Here is a 19,059-nt window from a genome sequence, read left to right as displayed (position 1 = left end):
CACGCTCACTTTTAATAAGGCAAACATTATATCAATATACTAAATAATATCCAGTCTCTATAAAGTTGATTTTATCAATCACTCCGTAAAGTTATTCTGCTTGATGTTGCAATGTATCTGACACGCTTGCTTGACCAAAGCCACTATCTGCTCATCTACGCTGACACGATAGACACAGGCGTACCTTCCTTGACTTGCGCAAATAACGCTACGATGTCGTCATTGCGCATACGCACGCAGCCATGCGAGCGCGCAACGCCCATCGGCTCGGTGTCGGGGGTGCCATGAATATAGATATAACGCTGATAGGTATCACAGCCACCTTGGGCATTACAGCCTTTATTGTACCCTTCCTCGAGACCACTTAACCATAAAATTCGGCTTAGTATCCAGTCGCGCTCAGGATACTGCTTTCCGAGCGCATCATCATAGATCTCCCCAGTTGGCACCCGCCCGACAAATACAGCATTGATCGGCGCATCGCCTCCTATTTTTTGAGCAATGACATGCTCGCCAAGCGGCGTACAACCGCTATCTTGCTGGCTGCCGATACCGTTTTTGGCGGTAGATACGGCGTATCGCGCTATTTTTTTATCATATTGGTAGAGTGTTAAGGCTTGCTGAGCAATATTAATCACCAAATGCATATCAAGGTTTTTATCAAAGCTTTTATCAACGTTTTCATTATTTTTCATAGGATATATCCAGCGTTCAGTCATCTAATTGATGTCTGTGTCAACCGTGTTGTAAGTCAATGAATTGAATTTTTCTATTATTAAGGGATTGTGCCGAGACATTTGGCACCGTAATATAGGGGCACACTTTTTGATGCTAGCAGATTATGACGACTATTTCACCGACACGTGTGTCGATGTATGATTTTTTATATCATGATACCCAGCCTATGGTGTCGCTTTTGGCAGATGCCGCCCAGCTTTCACTGCCGCAGGCGCGCTTAGCAATGGATGCCAGCCTACAAGCTATTGTCAGTGCGCTCCTCGCCTATCAGCAGCGCTATCAAGGACAGGCGGTCAGCAAAAAGCTATTTGGGCGCGGCGCGGTCAAAGAGCTACGCCAATACAACTCGATGAACTTTGCCACGTTAGGGGCGACGTTGTACCATCGCCACGACGCTGCTGATGCGATATTTAACGATAATGCCAGAGTCATCAAAGCCAGTGAACGCATTGCTTCTCAGATAAAAGCCACCTCGCCACAAGTACAAATTTTGCTCACGTCTTTGTGCGTGATTGCACTACGTGAGCTGGCTATCTTAGCAGATTATAGTCAGCTAGATAATGATGAGATCGATAAGTGGTTTGCGCTGCAGCCGCAGTTTTTAGCAGCTGAGCGTTTTGCGCAGGCTCATACGTCTAAGACAGTCGCTGCACAAGAACCGAGCCAACATGACAATATAGACACGCCGTCTGCTGCGACAGAAGCATCATCTGTAAGTGCCGCCGCGCGCCGTCTATTGAGTAGCGCGCAGCTATCTAGTACGCCCCCGATTTTTGACCCTTATTGGTACGAGCTGACTGGGTTTAGACCTGACAATCAAAACCCTGTACAAGATATGCAGCTGGCCACTGGCAACTACCTTAAGGCCATCGGCCGCTCACCTGACAATGTCCAGCAAGGTCATCACAATGATATGCTGGTCTTTGCCCAAATGCCTGCCGTCGCGCTACCGCATCAGCGCTGGCTATTACAGCTGGCAAAGATATCTGATATCTATTTGAGCCGCAATCGCCTACGCATAACTTCCGAGCCTGCCAACCCACCAAAGCCGCCTTTGGTCAGTTTAGGGTTAATCGGCGGTAATAACGACAACACCCCAGCCACCATCAGCGAAAAACCGATTGAATATGACGCGGCCACGCCGCTTTGGAAAAACCCCGTTATCCTTTTGATCGTCGCTGTGATCGGTGTCCTTGGTGCTCTTGCGATGCTCAAGTATCAAAACCAAAAGTCAGACGGTATGGTGCTGGCAACTGAGGAAGTCATAGAGCAAGACCGCCTAAAAGAGCGCCAGCAGCAAGATGTCGCTATCGTTCGAGTAGACGATGACGAGACTACACCCGCAAATGACCAACAAACCAAATAGACAATATTCTTTATGACCACCCTCATAACATCCTTATAACATATTCATAATACTGTCATAAAAAAACAAAGGCCGCTATCGATAGCGGCCTTTGTTTTATATTTTATACAATGACGTGCTTTTTGATGATCAATTTATCAAAAACAGCGTAAAGACTTATTTTGATAAATCACGACCGCGGCTGGCTTCGATGGCCAAACGCAAGCCGTTTAGACGGATAAAACCTTCTGCGTCTTTTTGATCATATGCGCCCGCATCATCTTCAAACGTGGCGATTTTTTCATCAAACAGTGAGTCATCTGACTTACGACCAACCACGCTCACCGCGCCTTTATACAGCTTCACACGTACCGTACCATTGACATACTCTTGTGATTTGTCAATCAATGCCTGTAGCATCATACGCTCAGGGCTAAACCAGTAGCCGTTGTAGATGATTTTTGCATAGCGCGGCATTAGCTCGTCTTTTAGATGCGCCGCTTCACGATCTAGGGTCAGCGACTCGATACCACGATGCGCTTTTAGCATGATGGTACCTGCTGGCGTCTCGTAGCAGCCGCGCGACTTCATACCGACATAGCGGTTTTCGACGATATCCAAACGACCGATACCATGCTTGCCGCCTAGCTCATTTAGCTTAATCATTACCTCGTATGGCTTGAGGCGCTCACCATCAATCGCAACGATATCGCCTTTTTCATACTCTAACTCTAGATACTGCGCCTCGTCTGGGGCGTCTTCTGGGCTGACCGACCAGCGCCACATATCCTCTTCTGCCTCGGCGTATGGGTCTTCTAAGATACCGCCTTCATAAGAGATATGCAGTAGGTTGGCATCCATTGAGTAAGGCGATTTTTTCTTATTGCCGGCATAGTCAATGGCAATATCATGCTCTTTAGCATACTGCATCAAGCTCTCACGGCTTGACAAGTCCCACTCACGCCACGGCGCAATAGTCACAACATCAGGCGACAACGCGACCGCACCAAGCTCAAAACGTACCTGATCGTTCCCTTTACCTGTCGCACCGTGACTGATGGCATCGGCGTTGTGCTCTTTGGCAATCTCAACCAAACGCTTGGCGATGAGCGGACGAGCAATAGACGTGCCGAGTAAGTACTCGCCTTCATAGATGGCATTGGCACGGAACATCGGGAAGACATAGTCACGCGCAAACTCTTCGCGCAAATCTTCGATATAGATATTTTTGATGCCCATGGCTTGGGCTTTGGCACGGGCCGGCTCAACTTCTTCGCCTTGACCGATATCAGCGGTAAAAGTAATCACCTCAGCATCATAGGTTTCTTGCAGCCATTTAGCGATGATGGAGGTATCAAGACCACCTGAATAAGCCAATACGATTTTATTAATATTTTTTGGATCAAGTTGAGCCATGAATAACTCCTATTATAAAGTTTTGATGATGAGAATTGAGTGGGGATAAAAGCGCTAATCGTAGACAAAAAAATAAACCACCTGCTCAGTGTACATCATATTTACTATGGGCAAAAGTACCACTGCCCCGTGCGGCGCGCTTTTGCGTTAAATCTCAAATAAATATATTTTGGCAGCGGTTATTTGGCATGCCAGCTGGGTCGTTGCCCGCCTGTCTCTTCTATTGACTATATCTGGTCACATATTTAGTCAAGTAGGCAAATCTGTTATGATAGTCGGGCAGTATCACTCCCTTTTATTTCCCGTATATGACGATATAGAGCGCGACGACCTTATGACTGATTCGATTAGAGAGTTGACCATTCTTCAGCCAGACGATTGGCACATTCATTTGCGCGACGGCAAGGCACTGGGCACGACCGTGCCACATGCTGCAGATAGCTTTAACCGTGTCATTTGTATGCCAAATCTTGTCCCCCCTGTCAAAACAGTCGATGATGCCCGCGCGTATCGTGAGCGTATCATGACGCACTTGCAAAACAGCGACATAAGCGCTGAGCGCATTGCAGCGTTTGACCCCCGCATGACGTTATACCTCACAGACAACACCACGCCTCAAGACATCGAGATGGCCGCAAAATCCGGTATCGTCCAAGCGGTCAAACTTTATCCGGCAGGGGCCACGACCAACTCGGCTGATGGTGTCACTGACATCAGTGCATGCGTCGATGTGTTTGAAGCGTTAGAAAAATACGACTTGCCGTTATTGTTACATGGTGAGGTGACGCAAGATCATGTGGATATTTTTGACCGCGAAAAGCGGTTTTTAGACGAGGTATTGGCACAAATCATCATCAAATTTCCCACTCTAAAAATCGTCGTCGAGCACATTACCACCAGTGACGCCGCTGATTTTGTCTTGGCACAAGGCAACCATATTGCCGCGACCATTACCCCGCAGCATCTGATGTTTAACCGCAATCATTTGCTGGTCGGTGGTATCAAGCCGCACTTTTACTGCTTACCTATCTTAAAGCGTGAAAGCCATCAAAAAGTCTTGTTAGACGTGGCAACAAGTGGCAACCCAAAGTTCTTTTTGGGCACTGACTCCGCCCCGCACGCAACCGACAAAAAAGAAGCCACGTGCGGCTGTGCCGGCTGCTATAGCGCCTCTATCGCTTTGCCGTTATATGCCACCGCCTTTGACAGTGTCGGCAAGATAGACAAACTAGAAGGGTTCGCCAGTCGTTTTGGCGCGCAGTTCTATGGTCTGCCTGTCAACCAAAGCACCATCACCCTTGTAAACACACCAATGCAAGTGCCAAACGCTTATCCGTATTTTGACGGCACTTCATTGACACCGCTGCTGGCGGGCGAGACACTCCCTTGGTCAATTAAAGACTAATTCGACTAAAGACTAAGTTGATTAAAAACTAAGCTAACTTAAGAATAAGTGGCAGCGGACGCCAAAACCCGCGCTTTTATTTGCTATCCGACGATATCGACGCTACCTTGATTACCTAAAGCGTAGCTGAGATCGTAGGATGGTTTTTTAGTGATTGTTTATTCAATTTAATAATTATTTATTCAATACAACAGCACGACTGACAAAAGTGATTTAACGTAATATGACCATTCAAAACGATACCGCCTTACCCCGCAACCCTGAGCACACACCGGCGACTAGCGCAGATAGCACTGCAGGTTCGTCAGATGAGCAAGCACCACTGAGCCTAAAAGACCGGTTTCGTAAATTTTTGCCTGTCGTCGTCGATGTGGAGACAGCAGGGTTTAACGCGCAAACAGATGCGCTACTAGAGATCGCCTGTATCCCTATCTTACTCAATGAGCAGGGCGTGTTTTATCCAGGAGATGCGCTAAACGCCCATATCGAACCCTTTGAAGGGGCAAACCTAGAGCCAAGTGCGCTGGCATTTACTGGCATAGATCCCAAAAACCCTATGCGCAAAGCCATCGCCGAAGACGAAAAGACTGCTTTACGGCGTATCTTTAAAGGTTTAAAAGAAGTCAGACGCGCAGAGGACTGTCGTCAGTGCGTGCTCATCGGTCACAATGCCCATTTTGATTTGGCGTTTTTAAATGCCGCAGTGCTACGTACCAATAGCAAAAACCACAATCCTTTTCATAACTTTTCGGTATTTGACACCGTGACACTGTCGGCCCTTGCTTTTGGTCAGACGGTACTGGCACGAGCCTGTAAAGCGGCAGGGTTAGAGTTTGATGGTAAAGACGCGCACTCAGCGCTATACGATACGCAAAAAACTGCCGAGCTTTTTTGTCATATCTTAAACAGCTACCCCATGCTCGCAAATGCCATGGCTACTGAGCCTACCGAAGCTGACACCGCTACGCAAACTGACAAATAAGCCTTTAATCACATATCCTATATTGTTATGCCCTCATAATAATGCTATTGGTAAGACTAGCTGACTTTACCCTCTTGGTGTTTTAGTCGAGAAGGATATGAGAATAAAAACAGTACGCTGACGAGCCATACCAGCCTACTGCTTAGTGGTCTTATCATCCTACAGATGGTCAAAGTCGCCCACACGTCCTTGCAGTATGTGAGTCATAACTGCAAGGCTTGATAGGAGGGACTCTACTATGGATCCACAGCTTAAGTTATGGGGCACCATCCTCGGTTATATGCTACTAGCCCTGACTATCAGCGCTTGTACCTCTCTATGGATTCGGCATCATTTAAAGCGCAAAGACCTGCATCCGCGCCGCGCTATCAAAAAAAGATATTTAATTTTAAAAAGACGAAGAAAAAGGCTTGACAGAAAACGCAGACGCCATTAGAATACGCACCACTTCAGCATAAATGGTGAAAGCAGCTGAGGTGTTGTTACTAGTCCCCATCGTCTAGAGGCCTAGGACACCGCCCTTTCACGGCGGTAACGGGGGTTCGAATCCCCCTGGGGACGCCACTATAAGGCGTCACTTATTAGCCCTTCTGCTTAGCATAACTTTTACTTAGCATAAGATAAGACTGATAAGCGTACCACCAAAAAGCCCCACTCATAATATCTTATGAGTGGGGCTTTTTTTATGTTTGTTTTTTGACTCAATGACTTGGTTTAATTAAGTAAGCCACACCCTTTCCTTCTAATGAGCCACCCTTTTTCTAACTTTTAAACTCTAGACTCTATTGACGTACTCCCACTACCAAAATCAAACGCTATCTGTCTGATAGATAGCCACAAAAAAGCCAGCAATGAATGCTGGCTTTGCAAGTTTAAAGCTGGCTACACACTGCTTATAGTCCGGTCAAATAAATAAGATATAGCGAAGCTGGTATAAATTTTTTGCCGTACCCGTCGGCGCAGGCTAACCTTCTATCAGATTTTATCTGATAGCATCAGCCACAACAATGCGATGACTATCATCGAGCCCAATACCGTTTGGATCAAAAAGAACGCTTGGTGCTGACCGACTACTTTACTTAAGGTTACCCCTAAGGTACTGTACTTAATCGGTTGGGTGTCAATATTACCTGTTCTGATTTGCTCTTCGTAGTAGCCTTGTAGTACATCCAAAAACCTACGCCACTCATCCGCACTCCAGCTATAAGGCTTAAACGGCATAAGTTTTTTCAACACAGGGTCTCTCGTCATCCAGCGCTCAAGTGTGATAGAGCGCAGCGACCAACTCGAAAAACGGCGCTCATCAATCGCTGAAAAATCCAAGACATTCATGTCTTTATGCCGATCATCTACTAGCAAGCGATTTTTTAGATTGGTCAAAGCTTGCTCCGACCCCTCCACACATTGCAAGAAATATCCATTGCCATAACAAAGGATACCAGTAATCTCGTCCGTTTGGTTACGCTCAACCGCAATCTCTGAGATGTCATTAAGCGTACTGGGACTTGACAGACCAGTCGAAGTAATCCGGCTGATGTACACCAGCTGGTAAAGATCCGTCGTTACTGGATTTGTCGAATCATTGACCATTGACAATCCGCTTCTCCCTATATTTAGGTTAATGTAGCTAAGACAACCATACTAACGTTAGAAAAAATCTAGAGACAAGACAATTAAAAGCAATCAACTGGCTTGTTATATTATTGATTTTATAAGTGTTTATATCAATTGTATTAAGTTAGTTACATCATAGGCCAGTTTCGTCATCAAAGCAACCTATGTTTGCTCTATAATTTTGGTTATAGATAAATAATGATATATTAGTACACCTTTACATTTACTAAAACAAATATATTGGGTGCATCGCTTTGTATTTTTTGCAGCGATAATATACGGTTGTACCAAAAAGACAAGGGGTTTAATAAGCTGATGGCCCTAGCGTCTACGTAAAGGCTATCAAGGTAAAAGCTACTAAGCTTGCAGACTCAAGATAGCAGAGAGCAAGACAGCATCATCAGGATACGTCAATTTGATGTTTTGGCGACTGCCAGCCACCAAGCGAATGGGTAAACTCAGAGACTCAAAAGCACTGGCTTCATCCGTGATTGCTATCTGCTGTTCACTGACATGCTGTAGGACTTTTTGTAATTGGTCTAGTCGAAAGACTTGCGGCGTTTGTGCTTGCCATATATTGCTGCGATCGAGCGTTTGCGCAATATAAGTAGGTAGCCTCGCGTCTTGTGCATAGGAGTGCTTGAGGGTATCAGCGACTGGCGTGGCTAAGATAGCGCCATACGGTTCATGCATCGCCGCCGTAATGACCTTATCGATATCACAGCTGGGCACCGCTGGGCGCGCAGCATCATGGATCAAGACCAAATCGGTATCTGCAGCACCCGACTGCCGAATGGCCTCCACGCCCGCCTGCACCGACTGCCAACGCTCAGCACCGCCAGTGGCATATTGTACCGGCATGGTAAAATCGAGCGTTTGCGCGGTGGTGTCGTCCGCAGCGATGACCAGCCAGCACTGCTCGATAAAGACACTACAAGCGAGCCGCGCCACGCTATGCTGCAGCAAGGTCTGGCCTTGAAACAAGGTATACTGCTTGGCCATAGACGCACCAAAACGACTGCCGCGACCAGCAGCAACGATCATGGCATGTATGCGAGGAGTGGTATTCATGAGCCAAGGCCTATCAAAGAAAAATCACGGGGAGCCATGAGGTGGCGCTAAAAAAGGGGAAAAGATAAAAAGAGAGAGATTGAAAAGTGTCTGAATGTCATCGTGGTTATAATGATAATGACAAGACCAAGGTATCGCCAAACGACTGGGCTTAATGTGCCCGCCTTAATAACGACTGTGCGTCGTCGGCGCCGTGGATACCTGTACAAAGGTTTCATTGGGTTTAATCAAACCTAAGTCTAAACGAGCATGCTCTTCTACCGCTTCAAGACCATTTTTTAGGTCATGAACGTCCGTACGCAACAAGTTATTTGCTGATACTTGATTGTCATTTAAGCGCTGCTGCTCTTCGATTTGTGTCAGCAGTTTTTGATGCTCAAAATGGCCATTTTCACCCAACCAGTACTGATATTGCAGACCTAAGAGTACTGCAACGGCTAAGGCAAGTAGCATAAATTGGCTAAAGTATTTCATAAAGGGTTTGCGCCAAACAAGACAGAGAGAATCAACACAGCTCGGTATGCTGAACAATACCGCAAAAGCAGCTTATCGTCCAGCATACACTTACTTATCAGCTGTAACTATGAGAGCGTTTAGCCACGTAGGCCAATGAACTCTTCACGGCCACGGTAGCTGGCGCGTACTTGCTGCTCGATACGTAGCAATTGGTTGTACTTCGCTACGCGGTCTGAGCGACATAGTGAGCCTGTTTTGATTTGGCCGGCTGCGGTACCGACTGCCAAGTCTGCAATGGTGCTGTCTTCTGTCTCACCTGAGCGATGCGAGATAATCGTCGCATAGCCATTTTTCTTCGCCAGATAAATGGCGTCTAGGGTTTCTGACAGCGTGCCGATTTGGTTAAATTTAATCAAAATCGCATTGGCAATGTGCTTGTCGATACCTTCTTGCAAGATAGCAGGGTTGGTCACAAACAAATCATCACCAACCAACTGAACTTTATCACCGATTTGCTCAGTTAAGTACTTCCAGCCGTCCCAATCTGACTCATCAAGGCCATCTTCGATAGAGATGATCGGATATTGACGCGTCAGGCCTACAAGGTAGTCTGAGAAGCCTTGGCTATCAAAGGCCTTATTGCCCTCACCTGCCAAGATATATTGTCCGTTTTTATAGAACTCACTGGCCGCACAGTCTAGCGCCAAATGAATCTCTTCACCGGCCTTATAGCCGACCTGCTCGATTGCTTGCATGATGACCGTGATAGCCTCTTCGTTGCTACGCAAGTTGGGCGCAAAGCCCCCTTCATCACCGACCGCAGTATTGAGACCTTGTGATTTTAGGACAGACTTTAGGCTATGGAAAATCTCTGTACCTGCGCGCAGGGCTTCTGAGAAACTGGTAAAACCAACTGGCTCAATCATAAACTCTTGGATATCAACGGTGTTGTCGGCATGCTCGCCGCCGTTTAGGATATTCATCATTGGTACCGGCATGGTCAATGATGTCTGATTGCGCAAGTTGGCAATGTATTGATGCAGTGGCAAGCTTTGTGACTTAGCAGCGGCTTTTGCCGTGGCAAGAGAGACCGCAAGCATGGCATTTGCGCCAAGGTTGTCTTTGTTTTCTGTGCCATCTAATGCAATCATCGCATCATCAATGGCTTGCTGCTCGGTGACGTCTTTGTCCATAAGCGCACTACGGATCTGGCTATTGACGTTGGCCACGGCTTTTTTGACACCTTTGCCCATGTAGCGATTTTTGTCGCCATCACGTAGCTCGAGGGCTTCACGTGAGCCAGTAGACGCGCCACTTGGTGCAGCAGCACGGCCGATAGTACCATCAGCCAAAATGACGTCAGCTTCGATGGTTGGGTTACCGCGCGAGTCTAAAATCTCACGAGCGCGAATGTCTTTAATTGCGGTGACGTTGGTGGTTTCTTCAGCGTACATAATGTCTGTTAATTCCTTTGGTCATGCCAAGTTTGTGGGATAAATAACGGCAACTAGAATACAAAAAAGATAAAATAAAATATCGCATAGCGCAGACCCAAACCTGTCTTGCCTACTTAGTATAATCGGCTGGGTTTGGACAAAATCAAGCGTTTATTTACGGCTTTCATGAGCGGCTATCGTACGTGGCATCATAGCATAAATTTCGCCAAACTTCCCTTCTCTTGCACCGACTGACGCTCATAAAGTCATACAAACGCTCGGTTATCCGCCTATCTGGCTCACGGCGATATCGGCGAAGGTGACTGCCCTAGCAGACTTAGGCACTTGGCAAGCGCTTATCATCAGTGTGATGAGTAGAGACGGTATTATCTAGCTCAACCTCAGTGCGAAAACGGGTCAAACGCAGGGCGTTCATCAGGACAGAGATAGAGCTTAGCGCCATTGCCGCCGCGGCAACCATCGGGTTTAAAAACCCAAACGCTGCCAGCGGTATGCCCAGCGTATTATAAAGAAACGCAAAAAATAAGTTTTGCTTGATGTTGCGCAGCGTGGCGTTGGCGATTTTTTGTGCCGCATCGATATGCATCAGCGACTCGCCCATCAAGCGAGCGGAGGCGCTATGCTGCGCGACATCAGTACCCTCAAACATGGCAAAGCTGGCATCGGCAGTGGCCATCGCTGGCGCATCATTGACGCCATCACCTGCCATGGCCACTTTATGGCCGGCAGTTTGCAACAGCGCGATTTGACTGGCTTTATCCCGCGGGCTCATTTGGCCATATGCTTTGTCGATGCCCAGCTGCCCTGCCACGTGATCAACCACAGACTGCTTATCACCACTCATCAAGATGACTTGGATGCCGCTTTCTTGTAACGCCGCTATCGCCTGCGGGGTGTCTGCCTTTAGATCATCTGCCAAGGCAAACGCCCCGATGGGTTCATCATTGATACTAAGCGCCACGGTACTGGCAATTTGCCATACTTTTGGCATAAATTTTGGCAAAGTTAGATTGGCAAATTCTGCCGTGCCGACTTTTACCAGACCCAAGCCTTCGATATTGGCTTGGATACCCGCGCCTTTGATGACACTGATGTCAGTGACATTCATCAGTGGTAAATGGCGCTCGGCCGCAGCATTGATCAAGGCGGTCGCTAAAGGGTGACTGGCATGCGCCTCAACGCTTGCCGCAATTTGTAGCACATCATCGACAGCGATAGAGCTGTCCACCATGACATGGTCGACGATAGACGGCTTACCGACAGTCAATGTGCCGGTTTTATCAAGCACGACCGTGTCGATATTGCCTGCCGCCTCGAGGCTTTGCGCGTCTTTGAACCAAACGCCATGGCGCGCGGCCACGCCCATGCCCGCCATGATAGCCGCAGGCGTAGCCAGACCGAGCGCACAAGGACACGCGATGACCAATACCGACACCGCATGCATCAAGGCGGTATCCACCATGCCGGTCAGCCACCACGTTAGCCCAAAAGTAGCCAAAGCGATGGTCACCACCACTGGTACAAAAACAGCCGTCACTCTATCGGCAAGCCTCGCCAAGTCAGCCTTTGAGCCTTGGGCGTCGCTAAGGGCTTTGACCATATCGCCAAGCTTGGTATCGCTGCCTTTGGCACTAACGCGATACAGCAAACTGCCGTTTTCGACCAATGCCCCTGCCAGCAGCTCGTCGCCTATTTGTTTTTTGAGGGGCACAGACTCACCCGTCAGATGACTCTCCACGCACCAGCCGCCGCCATCTATGACCACCCCGTCGGTCGCCACACGGCTGCCTTGCTTGGCACGCAGGATGTCACCTACTTGTACCGCCTGCAATGCGACATTATGAAAGTCGCCGCTGGGCTGCTGCTGCTCTACTTCATCTGGCGTCAATGATAACAATAAATCGATACTGTTTAGACTGTGCTTTTTGGTGCGCTCCTCCAAATACTTACCCGTTCGCACAAAGGCAATGACCATCACCCCAGCTTCAAAATACACAGCGGGGCCATGTCCGCCAGCATATCCACTTTGCAATAGGCTGCTTAACGTACCATCGCCATGAGTCAACCACAGATAAGTAGAATACGCCCAAATAGTCACCGTACCGATGACCACCAGCACGTCCATATTGGCAAGGCCGCCTTTAATAGACGCCCACGCACTTTTATAAAAGGGCAATGCCAGTCCAAACTGGACAAGGGTGGCTAGGACAAACTGAATCCAAACAGGCGGCATCCACGCCATACCAAACCCCGTTAGCATACCCGCCATACCAACCAAAAACGGCAACAGACAGATCCATAGCCCGATCAAGCGCCATGGATACTCGGTTGCAGTGTCTTTATCCGTCTGCGCAAACAAGCTATCAGCGGCTTGCAGATTGGCGACAAAGCCGGTTTTGTTGACCCACTCTGTGACTTGCTCGGGGGTGGTCTGCGCCGGATCATAATCGATATTGGCAGTCTCGCCAGCGAAGTTCACACTTGCCTCATATACCGCCGGCTTTTTGCTAAGTACCTTCTCAATCCGCGAAGCACACGCCTGACACGTCATGCCATCGATCGCCAGCTGCAAGTGCGCACGCTCAGGCGCTATCGCAGTCTTGGACTCAATATCAGTCGCCACCTCATAAGACGGGTCAGTACTGGTGCGGGTAGAATCTTTCATAAATAAAACTCGTGGTTGCGTTATAGCGCATTACATAGTCGGTTTACTCTAAAAGCGGCCAAGACTTCTATAAAGGCAACTGCCATCTCTTAAATAACAAGCGCTTCGTTTTGGGTAGGCGGACTATAGCGTTTATAAATGTATAATAAAATCGGTGAAAAAATCTAAATATCAGACGTCAAAATCAGAAAAAAGCGTCTGCAGACAAACAGACTATGCTGGGGCGTGTCCTCATTCTCAATATGAATGATAGGGTCAATCTTAAATAAAAGAAGTACATGGTTTTATCACGCGCGACTGGTATCAATTTTTCTTGCTTGCTGTGCCTGCGTAGACAGAGACTGCGCAAAATTACTCCCAGTCGCACTGTATTTATTTTATAGTGGCTCAACGATAAAAATAAGAACACGCCCTAATCTAATGAGAGATAAATCCTACTCAAGCGTGGCTATTGCCTCATACCTAATAAATGGCTACGAATATCCTCTATTCAAGCCCTGCAGCCATGCTTTGCACAGTTGTCAAAGCAAGTAGACTGACCGCAAGGCTCTCATGAAAAAAACCAGCCATGACAGCTGGTTTTGCGTTAAAACGGTAAGACTTACGAGTTGGCGACGGTTGCATCAAAACCTGCCTCTTCGATCGCGGCGGCAATGGCTTCTGCGCTGGTTTTGCTATCATCAAATGTCACCGTTGCCAGCTTATCAGCCAAATCGACAGTCATGGTATCTAAACCGTCGATATCACCTGTGGTTGTATGGACGCTTGCCACGCAGCCGCCACAAGTCATGCCATCGATATTGATAATACGAGTCTGGGTTGCCATGAGGGCCTCCTTATTGTTATATAATTAACCTAGTTTAAAGTAAATACAGTCATTTACTAAGGGCGTGTCCTAGCATAAGCCCTATCAGAGCCAACAACAAGGCGCTTTGGTATGACTTTATTATCTAAGGCCTTCATACTTTATATAATCAAATCCAAATAAATCAGATACACGGCTGTCACGTCGTTTTTATATCAGATTGACTTTGTCCAGCAGGCGATGCTCGACGCTCACTTTGCGACGTCAGTATCTTTTAATTATGATAACTTTTAATCATGATAGCGTGGATTTTGCGGCGCATCGATAGGATATGGCTGCGTCACATAATCGACCATGCTAATCGCCGCCGTTAGGGCATGAATACTGGTATCGGTATCATCATAACGCACGGTTGCTATACTGCTTTCCGCATCAAGGTCTATCGCGGTCACCCCTGTGATGTTTTTCAGCGCGGTCATCACACTGTCCAAGCCTTTGGCATCATCGATGTTTTCGATGCTGACTTGTGCTGTCTGAATCGCCATTATCCTATCCTCCTATCATGGGTTCCATTGACGGTATTAATGAGTATCTAACACCTCAAAACCTTTGACCAAGTCATCAACCTGCTTAAGCTGACGCAAAAACGGCTCCAACTGGCTGGTTCTGAGCGCACAGGGGCCATCGCATTTTGCCACCTCTGGGTTTGGATGCGCCTCCAAAAACAGCCCCGCCAGTCCCGTTGCCATTCCTGCACGGGCAAGGGTAGTGATTTGCTCACGGCGACCGCCTGCACTGTCACTGCGCGCGCCTGGCTGCTGCAAACTGTGGGTCACATCAAAAAACACCGGTACGTTCATTTGTTTCATGGTATCAAACCCGAGCATATCCACGACCAAATTGTTATAACCAAAGGCACTGCCGCGCTCACAAAGTATGAGCTTATCATTGCCACCTTCCAAGCATTTATTGATGATATGACGCATCTCATGCGGCGCTAAAAACTGTGCTTTTTTGATATTGATGATGGCATCTGTCTTTGCCATCGCATGCACCAAATCAGTCTGACGCGACAAAAACGCAGGCAGCTGAATGATATCGGCGACCTCTGCGACCGGTGCGGCTTGATACGGCTCGTGTACATCGGTGATAATCGGTACTTGAAACTTTTCTTTGATTTGCCCCAGCCAGTCAATGCCTTTTTCTAAGCCTGGGCCTCGGTAAGAATGCAAACTAGAGCGATTGGCTTTATCAAAGCTGGCTTTAAACACATAGCCGATGCCCAAACGCTGACATATCTCGACATACTGCTCTGCAATCTCAAACGCCATCTCTTTTGACTCTAAGACATTCATGCCGCCAAACAACACAAACGGCTGATCATTGCCGATCGTGATGCTGCTGTGACTGGGGGTGGTAAGCGTGATATGCGATTGCGCTGTGGTTAGATTGTCCATACCGCTGTTGTCCTCTTTATTATAGTGATGTCTCTGCCTGATATTGTAACCGATAACCCAATGAAAGAAAGTATCCTAGCGTAATTAGCCATGATCAAGCATTATTATTGTTATTGTCATTGCCCGACCAGCTAGGCATAACCCCTGCCTGTATAAAAGCAAAAAAGACCAATCCGAAGATCAGTCTTTTTATAGTAATGCTGTTATCGCATAGCATTTATGATTGATGCGAGCACAATTATTGCCGGCTCACTCATAGCTTTTTTAATAGTAGCAATTCTCTCTGCTAAACTAACGACTACTTCGTTTCGCTATAGTCTTTTGCCGCTTTGACAAAGCTATTAAACAGCGGATGGCCACCACGAGGCGAGCTGGTAAACTCAGGATGGAACTGTACCGCGATAAACCATGGATGATCTGCAATCTCAACCGACTCAACCAAATGCTGTTTGGCAGAATAACCCGAGACACTCATACCCGCTTGCTCTAGTGGCTTGATATAACGATTGTTCATCTCATAACGATGGCGATGACGCTCAGTGATGTTTTTGGTGCCATAAATCTGTGATAACTTGCTACCAGCGACCAACTCTGCTTGCTGCGCGCCTAGACGCATCGTGCCGCCAAGGTCTGAGTCATCGCTACGAATCTGTAACTCGCCGCGCTCATCTAGCCATTCAGTGATCAGACCGATGATAGGCTCAGCGGCAGTACGATGAAACTCAGAAGAGTTGGCATCGATATGCAGCACATTACGGGCGTATTCAATCACCGCCAGCTGCATACCCAGACAGATACCCAGATACGGCACTTTGTTTTCGCGGGCATAAGTGATGGCTCTCATTTTACCAGTGGTACCGCGCTCACCAAAACCGCCTGGTACCAAAATCGCATCGGCATCGTTTAGACGCGCATACAGCTCATCGTCGGTCTCTAGTAGCTCAGCATCGATATAGTCAATTTTGACATCTGACTGATGCACGATACCGGCATGTAGCAACGCTTCGTTGATCGACTTATAGGCGTCTGGTAACTCGACATATTTGCCGACCATCGCCACCGTCACTACCGCTTCAGGGTTGAGCTGGGCTTCGACCACTTTGTCCCAATCGCTCAAATCCGCTTCTGGTACATCAAGACCAAAACGCTCACAGATTAGATCATCAAGATCTTGCTCATGTAGGGTGCGCGGGATTTGATAGATGCTTTGGGCATCTTCACACATGATGACTGCGCGCTCTTCGACATTGGTAAACAGCGCAATTTTGCGGCGGTTGTCTTGCGAGATATGGTGCTCAGAGCGGCAGATGAGAATATCTGGCTGCAGACCGATAGAGCGTAGCTCTTTGACTGAATGCTGGGTCGGCTTGGTTTTGGTTTCGCCGGCACTAGCGATATAAGGCACCAGCGTTAAATGCATGAGCATAGCGCGATTGCGGCCAAGCTCTACTTGCATCTGACGTACCGCTTCCATAAATGGCAGCGACTCGATGTCACCGACTGTACCGCCAATCTCGATAATGGCGATATCGTAGCCTTCGCCACTGGCAAGAATCTTACTTTTGATTTCATCAGTGATGTGCGGGATGACCTGCACGGTACCACCCAGATACTCACCGCGGCGCTCTTTGTTTAGCACGTTTTGATAGATACGACCACTGGTAAAGTTGTTGCTCTTACTCATCTTAGAGTGGCGTAAGAAGCGCTCATAATAGCCCAAATCCAAATCCGTCTCTGCGCCATCCTCGGTGACAAACACCTCACCATGCTGAAATGGGCTCATCGTACCTGGATCGACGTTGATATACGGATCCATCTTGGTCATCGTGACAGTCACGCCACGCGCTTCTAAGACCGCAGCAAGAGAAGCGGCGGTGATACCTTTTCCTAGTGAGGACACTACCCCACCGGTCACAAATATAAACTTGGTCATAGTACTCTTTCGGTAATTGGTAAAGAAGGATTTTACTAAAAATACGCCATAAAATATAGGGCAAAAATGCAAACTGTCTGAAACTCTTATTTTCTACCTCAGCGGTAGACTTTTGTCACAAATAATACATACAACAAAAAAACCCACCCCGAAGGATGAGTTTTTTATTTAGATTCTAATGGTTAGATTAGAATTTGTATTCGATACCACCACCGATACCAAAGCCGTCATACTCTGCTTTCGTTCTAGTAGTTGCAACAGTTTCTTCTTCCTCTGCGCTTAAATAAGCACCATATAGGTGACCAGTTGTTGCCGCGTTAAATGCATATTTGCCGCCTACTACCGCACGGAAAGCTTCAGCATCGTCAGCACCGCCAACATTGTTTACGAAATCACCTTGAGCATAGGCAGTCCAAGGAGTCGCTGTCGCCATCTCACCACTGATAGTGAATGCATTTTCGTTGTCATCACTGTCAAAATCAGTGTTTTGATATAGAGCGCCTAGTGTCACTACTGGGCTGATAGCATAGTTACCACTGACACGAGCAACTTTAAAGTCGCCTGCTTGGATGTACGTAGCACCAACGTTCATTGGACCTGCTTCATACTTACCACCAACACCAAACGCATCGCGGCCTAGTGTATCAGTACCATTGTCTTCATCCATGGCGTACATTGCCATGAACTGCATGCCATTGATATTAGGCGAGAAGTAGTTAAAAGTGTTGTTAGTACGCGGTGCGTCAAAGCTTGCAAGTACAGCATCACCACCTAGTACGCCACCTTCAGTCACGTTAGCAAAGTTTACGTAATCATCGATAGCTGATAGACGACCACCAAGCAATGTACCGTACTGAGCGTTTTTCAAACCAAGATAAGTGTCACGTGAGTAAAACTGATCTGACTTTTCCATACGGCCACCGTCTGCATCTACAAAAGCATCACCAGCATCAATATCGATACCATACTCTAGTTGATAGACTAAGTCAGTGTTTGCAGTTAGTGCTTCAGAACCTTTTAGACCAATACGTGAAGCGTTTGAATTTAATTGGCTACGTTCATCTTCATCAAAAGATGTTTCAGTTGATACACCTGTCACAGTATCAGTAACAGTTACATCAGTATCGCCTGTGTTCAAATCTAAAGTTAAGAAGCCTTTACCATAGACAGTTGGAGCGGCATTGGCTGCAGAAACAGATAGAGCAGCAACGGCTGTAGCTAAAAGTAGTTTTTTCATGGGGTATCTCCACTTTACAATTGTAGTAATGAGCGAGCTATTATTAGCTGGTGCCCAATTGGTATCGTCACAAATCCTCAAAGATATAATGTGTAACTGGCTACCGAGATTAGTCAGAAACAAGTGTGGCGAAGTTTTATTACAGTAAGATGAAAAAACCATGACTTACATAACCAGCATCAAAAAAAGTAACTGCCATGTAAACGTTGGTCTTTATCCTTCTGCTGCGTAACATCCGTTACCAAACTCATACTTCGAGTACAAGCATAACAACTTTGACATAATTTGCAACATATTTTTTTGTACTTTTAACGCGATATCTGGCGCACTCCATATCTTTTATAGCGCTCAGGCGTTGAAAAAAAATAGCTATACAATGCCCTTAAATACCAATGGTTTATCGTAAGTTTTATGACAAACCATTCGATTATGCCCACTGTATTGCGTACAAAAATAAAGCGCTACTTATTCACTGATA

At 47.1% G+C, this 19,059-nt stretch carries 15 protein-coding genes and 1 tRNA gene; 4 read left to right on the top strand and 12 right to left on the bottom strand.

The genetic code is table 11. From position 1 onward, the window contains the following. Positions 1-155: 155 nt before the first annotated feature. The gene (locus tag J3491_RS03255) at positions 156-695 is read right to left on the bottom strand and encodes a L,D-transpeptidase (protein ID WP_075100585.1); all 540 of its coding nucleotides are present in this window, start codon (positions 693-695) and stop codon (positions 156-158) included. 146 nt (positions 696-841) lie between these two features. On the opposite strand from J3491_RS03255, the gene J3491_RS03250 reads away from it, so the two are divergent. Then, positions 842-2,104 carry a hypothetical protein gene (locus J3491_RS03250; protein ID WP_207969193.1) on the top strand — a complete coding sequence of 421 codons (1,263 nt, stop codon included), beginning with the start codon at positions 842-844 and terminating at the stop codon, positions 2,102-2,104. 156 nt (positions 2,105-2,260) lie between these two features. On the opposite strand, the gene J3491_RS03245 is transcribed toward J3491_RS03250, so the two are convergent. Then, positions 2,261-3,499: an argininosuccinate synthase gene (locus J3491_RS03245; RefSeq protein WP_075100583.1), complete on the bottom strand. Its 1,239-nt coding sequence runs from the start codon at positions 3,497-3,499 to the stop codon at positions 2,261-2,263. Between the two features lie 334 nt (positions 3,500-3,833). Between J3491_RS03245 and pyrC the strand changes: the two genes are divergently transcribed. From pyrC to J3491_RS03230, 3 genes are all read left to right on the top strand, one after another. Next, a complete protein-coding gene (gene pyrC, locus J3491_RS03240; RefSeq protein ID WP_100749868.1) occupies positions 3,834-4,904 on the top strand; it encodes a dihydroorotase in 1,071 nt (356 codons plus the stop codon). Positions 4,905-5,127: 223 nt separating this feature from the next. Further along, a complete protein-coding gene (rnt, locus tag J3491_RS03235) occupies positions 5,128-5,886 on the top strand; it encodes a ribonuclease T (RefSeq protein ID WP_075100582.1) in 759 nt (252 codons plus the stop codon). Positions 5,887-6,374: 488 nt separating this feature from the next. Beyond that, a tRNA-Glu gene (locus J3491_RS03230) sits at positions 6,375-6,450 on the top strand. Between the two features lie 411 nt (positions 6,451-6,861). Here the strand turns inward: J3491_RS03230 and J3491_RS03225 are convergent. The 10 genes from J3491_RS03225 to J3491_RS03180 all read right to left on the bottom strand — a co-directional run bounded on the left by J3491_RS03225 (position 6,862) and on the right by J3491_RS03180 (position 18,581). Further along, positions 6,862-7,476 carry a BLUF domain-containing protein gene (locus J3491_RS03225; RefSeq protein ID WP_243456067.1) on the bottom strand — a complete coding sequence of 205 codons (615 nt, stop codon included), beginning with the start codon at positions 7,474-7,476 and terminating at the stop codon, positions 6,862-6,864. Between the two features lie 381 nt (positions 7,477-7,857). Then, positions 7,858-8,571, bottom strand: coding sequence for a 2-C-methyl-D-erythritol 4-phosphate cytidylyltransferase (gene ispD, locus J3491_RS03220; protein ID WP_075100580.1), 714 nt, complete (start codon positions 8,569-8,571; stop codon positions 7,858-7,860). Positions 8,572-8,736: 165 nt separating this feature from the next. Then, on the bottom strand, positions 8,737-9,045 hold the full coding sequence (locus J3491_RS03215) for an FtsB family cell division protein (RefSeq protein ID WP_100749800.1): 309 nt from the start codon (positions 9,043-9,045) through the stop codon (positions 8,737-8,739). Positions 9,046-9,164: 119 nt separating this feature from the next. Then, positions 9,165-10,481, bottom strand: coding sequence for a phosphopyruvate hydratase (gene eno, locus J3491_RS03210; RefSeq protein ID WP_207969192.1), 1,317 nt, complete (start codon positions 10,479-10,481; stop codon positions 9,165-9,167). A 319-nt stretch (positions 10,482-10,800) separates the two neighbouring features. Further along, positions 10,801-13,149, bottom strand: a complete 2,349-nt coding sequence (locus tag J3491_RS03205; RefSeq protein WP_207969191.1) for a heavy metal translocating P-type ATPase — start codon at positions 13,147-13,149, stop codon at positions 10,801-10,803. Between the two features lie 601 nt (positions 13,150-13,750). Then, complete coding sequence (locus tag J3491_RS03200) at positions 13,751-13,975, bottom strand: heavy-metal-associated domain-containing protein (protein ID WP_207969190.1); 225 nt, start codon at positions 13,973-13,975, stop codon at positions 13,751-13,753. A gap of 269 nt (positions 13,976-14,244) precedes the next feature. Continuing rightward, positions 14,245-14,499: a heavy-metal-associated domain-containing protein gene (locus J3491_RS03195; RefSeq protein WP_207969189.1), complete on the bottom strand. Its 255-nt coding sequence runs from the start codon at positions 14,497-14,499 to the stop codon at positions 14,245-14,247. A gap of 36 nt (positions 14,500-14,535) precedes the next feature. After that, positions 14,536-15,411 carry a 3-deoxy-8-phosphooctulonate synthase gene (gene kdsA, locus J3491_RS03190; RefSeq protein ID WP_207969188.1) on the bottom strand — a complete coding sequence of 292 codons (876 nt, stop codon included), beginning with the start codon at positions 15,409-15,411 and terminating at the stop codon, positions 14,536-14,538. A gap of 298 nt (positions 15,412-15,709) precedes the next feature. After that, a complete protein-coding gene (locus tag J3491_RS03185) occupies positions 15,710-17,344 on the bottom strand; it encodes a CTP synthase (RefSeq protein ID WP_207969187.1) in 1,635 nt (544 codons plus the stop codon). 187 nt (positions 17,345-17,531) lie between these two features. Next, positions 17,532-18,581 (bottom strand): porin, encoded by a 1,050-nt coding sequence (locus tag J3491_RS03180; RefSeq protein WP_207969186.1) that lies wholly within the window; start codon positions 18,579-18,581, stop codon positions 17,532-17,534. Between the last annotated feature and the right edge of the window lie 478 nt (positions 18,582-19,059).

Origin of the sequence: Psychrobacter halodurans, assembly GCF_017498075.1 — a bacterium.
GTDB lineage: Bacteria > Pseudomonadota > Gammaproteobacteria > Pseudomonadales > Moraxellaceae > Psychrobacter > Psychrobacter celer.
Note: the sequence above shows the minus strand (reverse complement) of the source record. Positions and strands in the feature narration are given on the sequence as shown.

Bases quoted from the DNA above. Each gene is read 5' to 3' on its own strand.
- J3491_RS03195 (WP_207969189.1), bottom strand. From the start codon at position 14,499: ATGGCGATTCAGACAGCACAAGTCAGCATCGAAAACATCGATGATGCC.
- kdsA (WP_207969188.1), bottom strand. From the start codon at position 15,411: ATGGACAATCTAACCACAGCGCAATCGCATATCACGCTTACCACCCCC.
- J3491_RS03205 (WP_207969191.1), bottom strand. From the start codon at position 13,149: ATGAAAGATTCTACCCGCACCAGTACTGACCCGTCTTATGAGGTGGCG.
- J3491_RS03250 (WP_207969193.1), top strand. From the start codon at position 842: ATGACGACTATTTCACCGACACGTGTGTCGATGTATGATTTTTTATAT.
- ispD (WP_075100580.1), bottom strand. From the start codon at position 8,571: ATGAATACCACTCCTCGCATACATGCCATGATCGTTGCTGCTGGTCGC.
- J3491_RS03225 (WP_243456067.1), bottom strand. From the start codon at position 7,476: ATGGTCAATGATTCGACAAATCCAGTAACGACGGATCTTTACCAGCTG.
- J3491_RS03200 (WP_207969190.1), bottom strand. From the start codon at position 13,975: ATGGCAACCCAGACTCGTATTATCAATATCGATGGCATGACTTGTGGC.
- J3491_RS03185 (WP_207969187.1), bottom strand. From the start codon at position 17,344: ATGACCAAGTTTATATTTGTGACCGGTGGGGTAGTGTCCTCACTAGGA.
- pyrC (WP_100749868.1), top strand. From the start codon at position 3,834: ATGACTGATTCGATTAGAGAGTTGACCATTCTTCAGCCAGACGATTGG.
- eno (WP_207969192.1), bottom strand. From the start codon at position 10,481: ATGTACGCTGAAGAAACCACCAACGTCACCGCAATTAAAGACATTCGC.
- J3491_RS03215 (WP_100749800.1), bottom strand. From the start codon at position 9,045: ATGAAATACTTTAGCCAATTTATGCTACTTGCCTTAGCCGTTGCAGTA.
- J3491_RS03255 (WP_075100585.1), bottom strand. From the start codon at position 695: ATGAAAAATAATGAAAACGTTGATAAAAGCTTTGATAAAAACCTTGAT.
- J3491_RS03180 (WP_207969186.1), bottom strand. From the start codon at position 18,581: ATGAAAAAACTACTTTTAGCTACAGCCGTTGCTGCTCTATCTGTTTCT.
- J3491_RS03245 (WP_075100583.1), bottom strand. From the start codon at position 3,499: ATGGCTCAACTTGATCCAAAAAATATTAATAAAATCGTATTGGCTTAT.
- rnt (WP_075100582.1), top strand. From the start codon at position 5,128: ATGACCATTCAAAACGATACCGCCTTACCCCGCAACCCTGAGCACACA.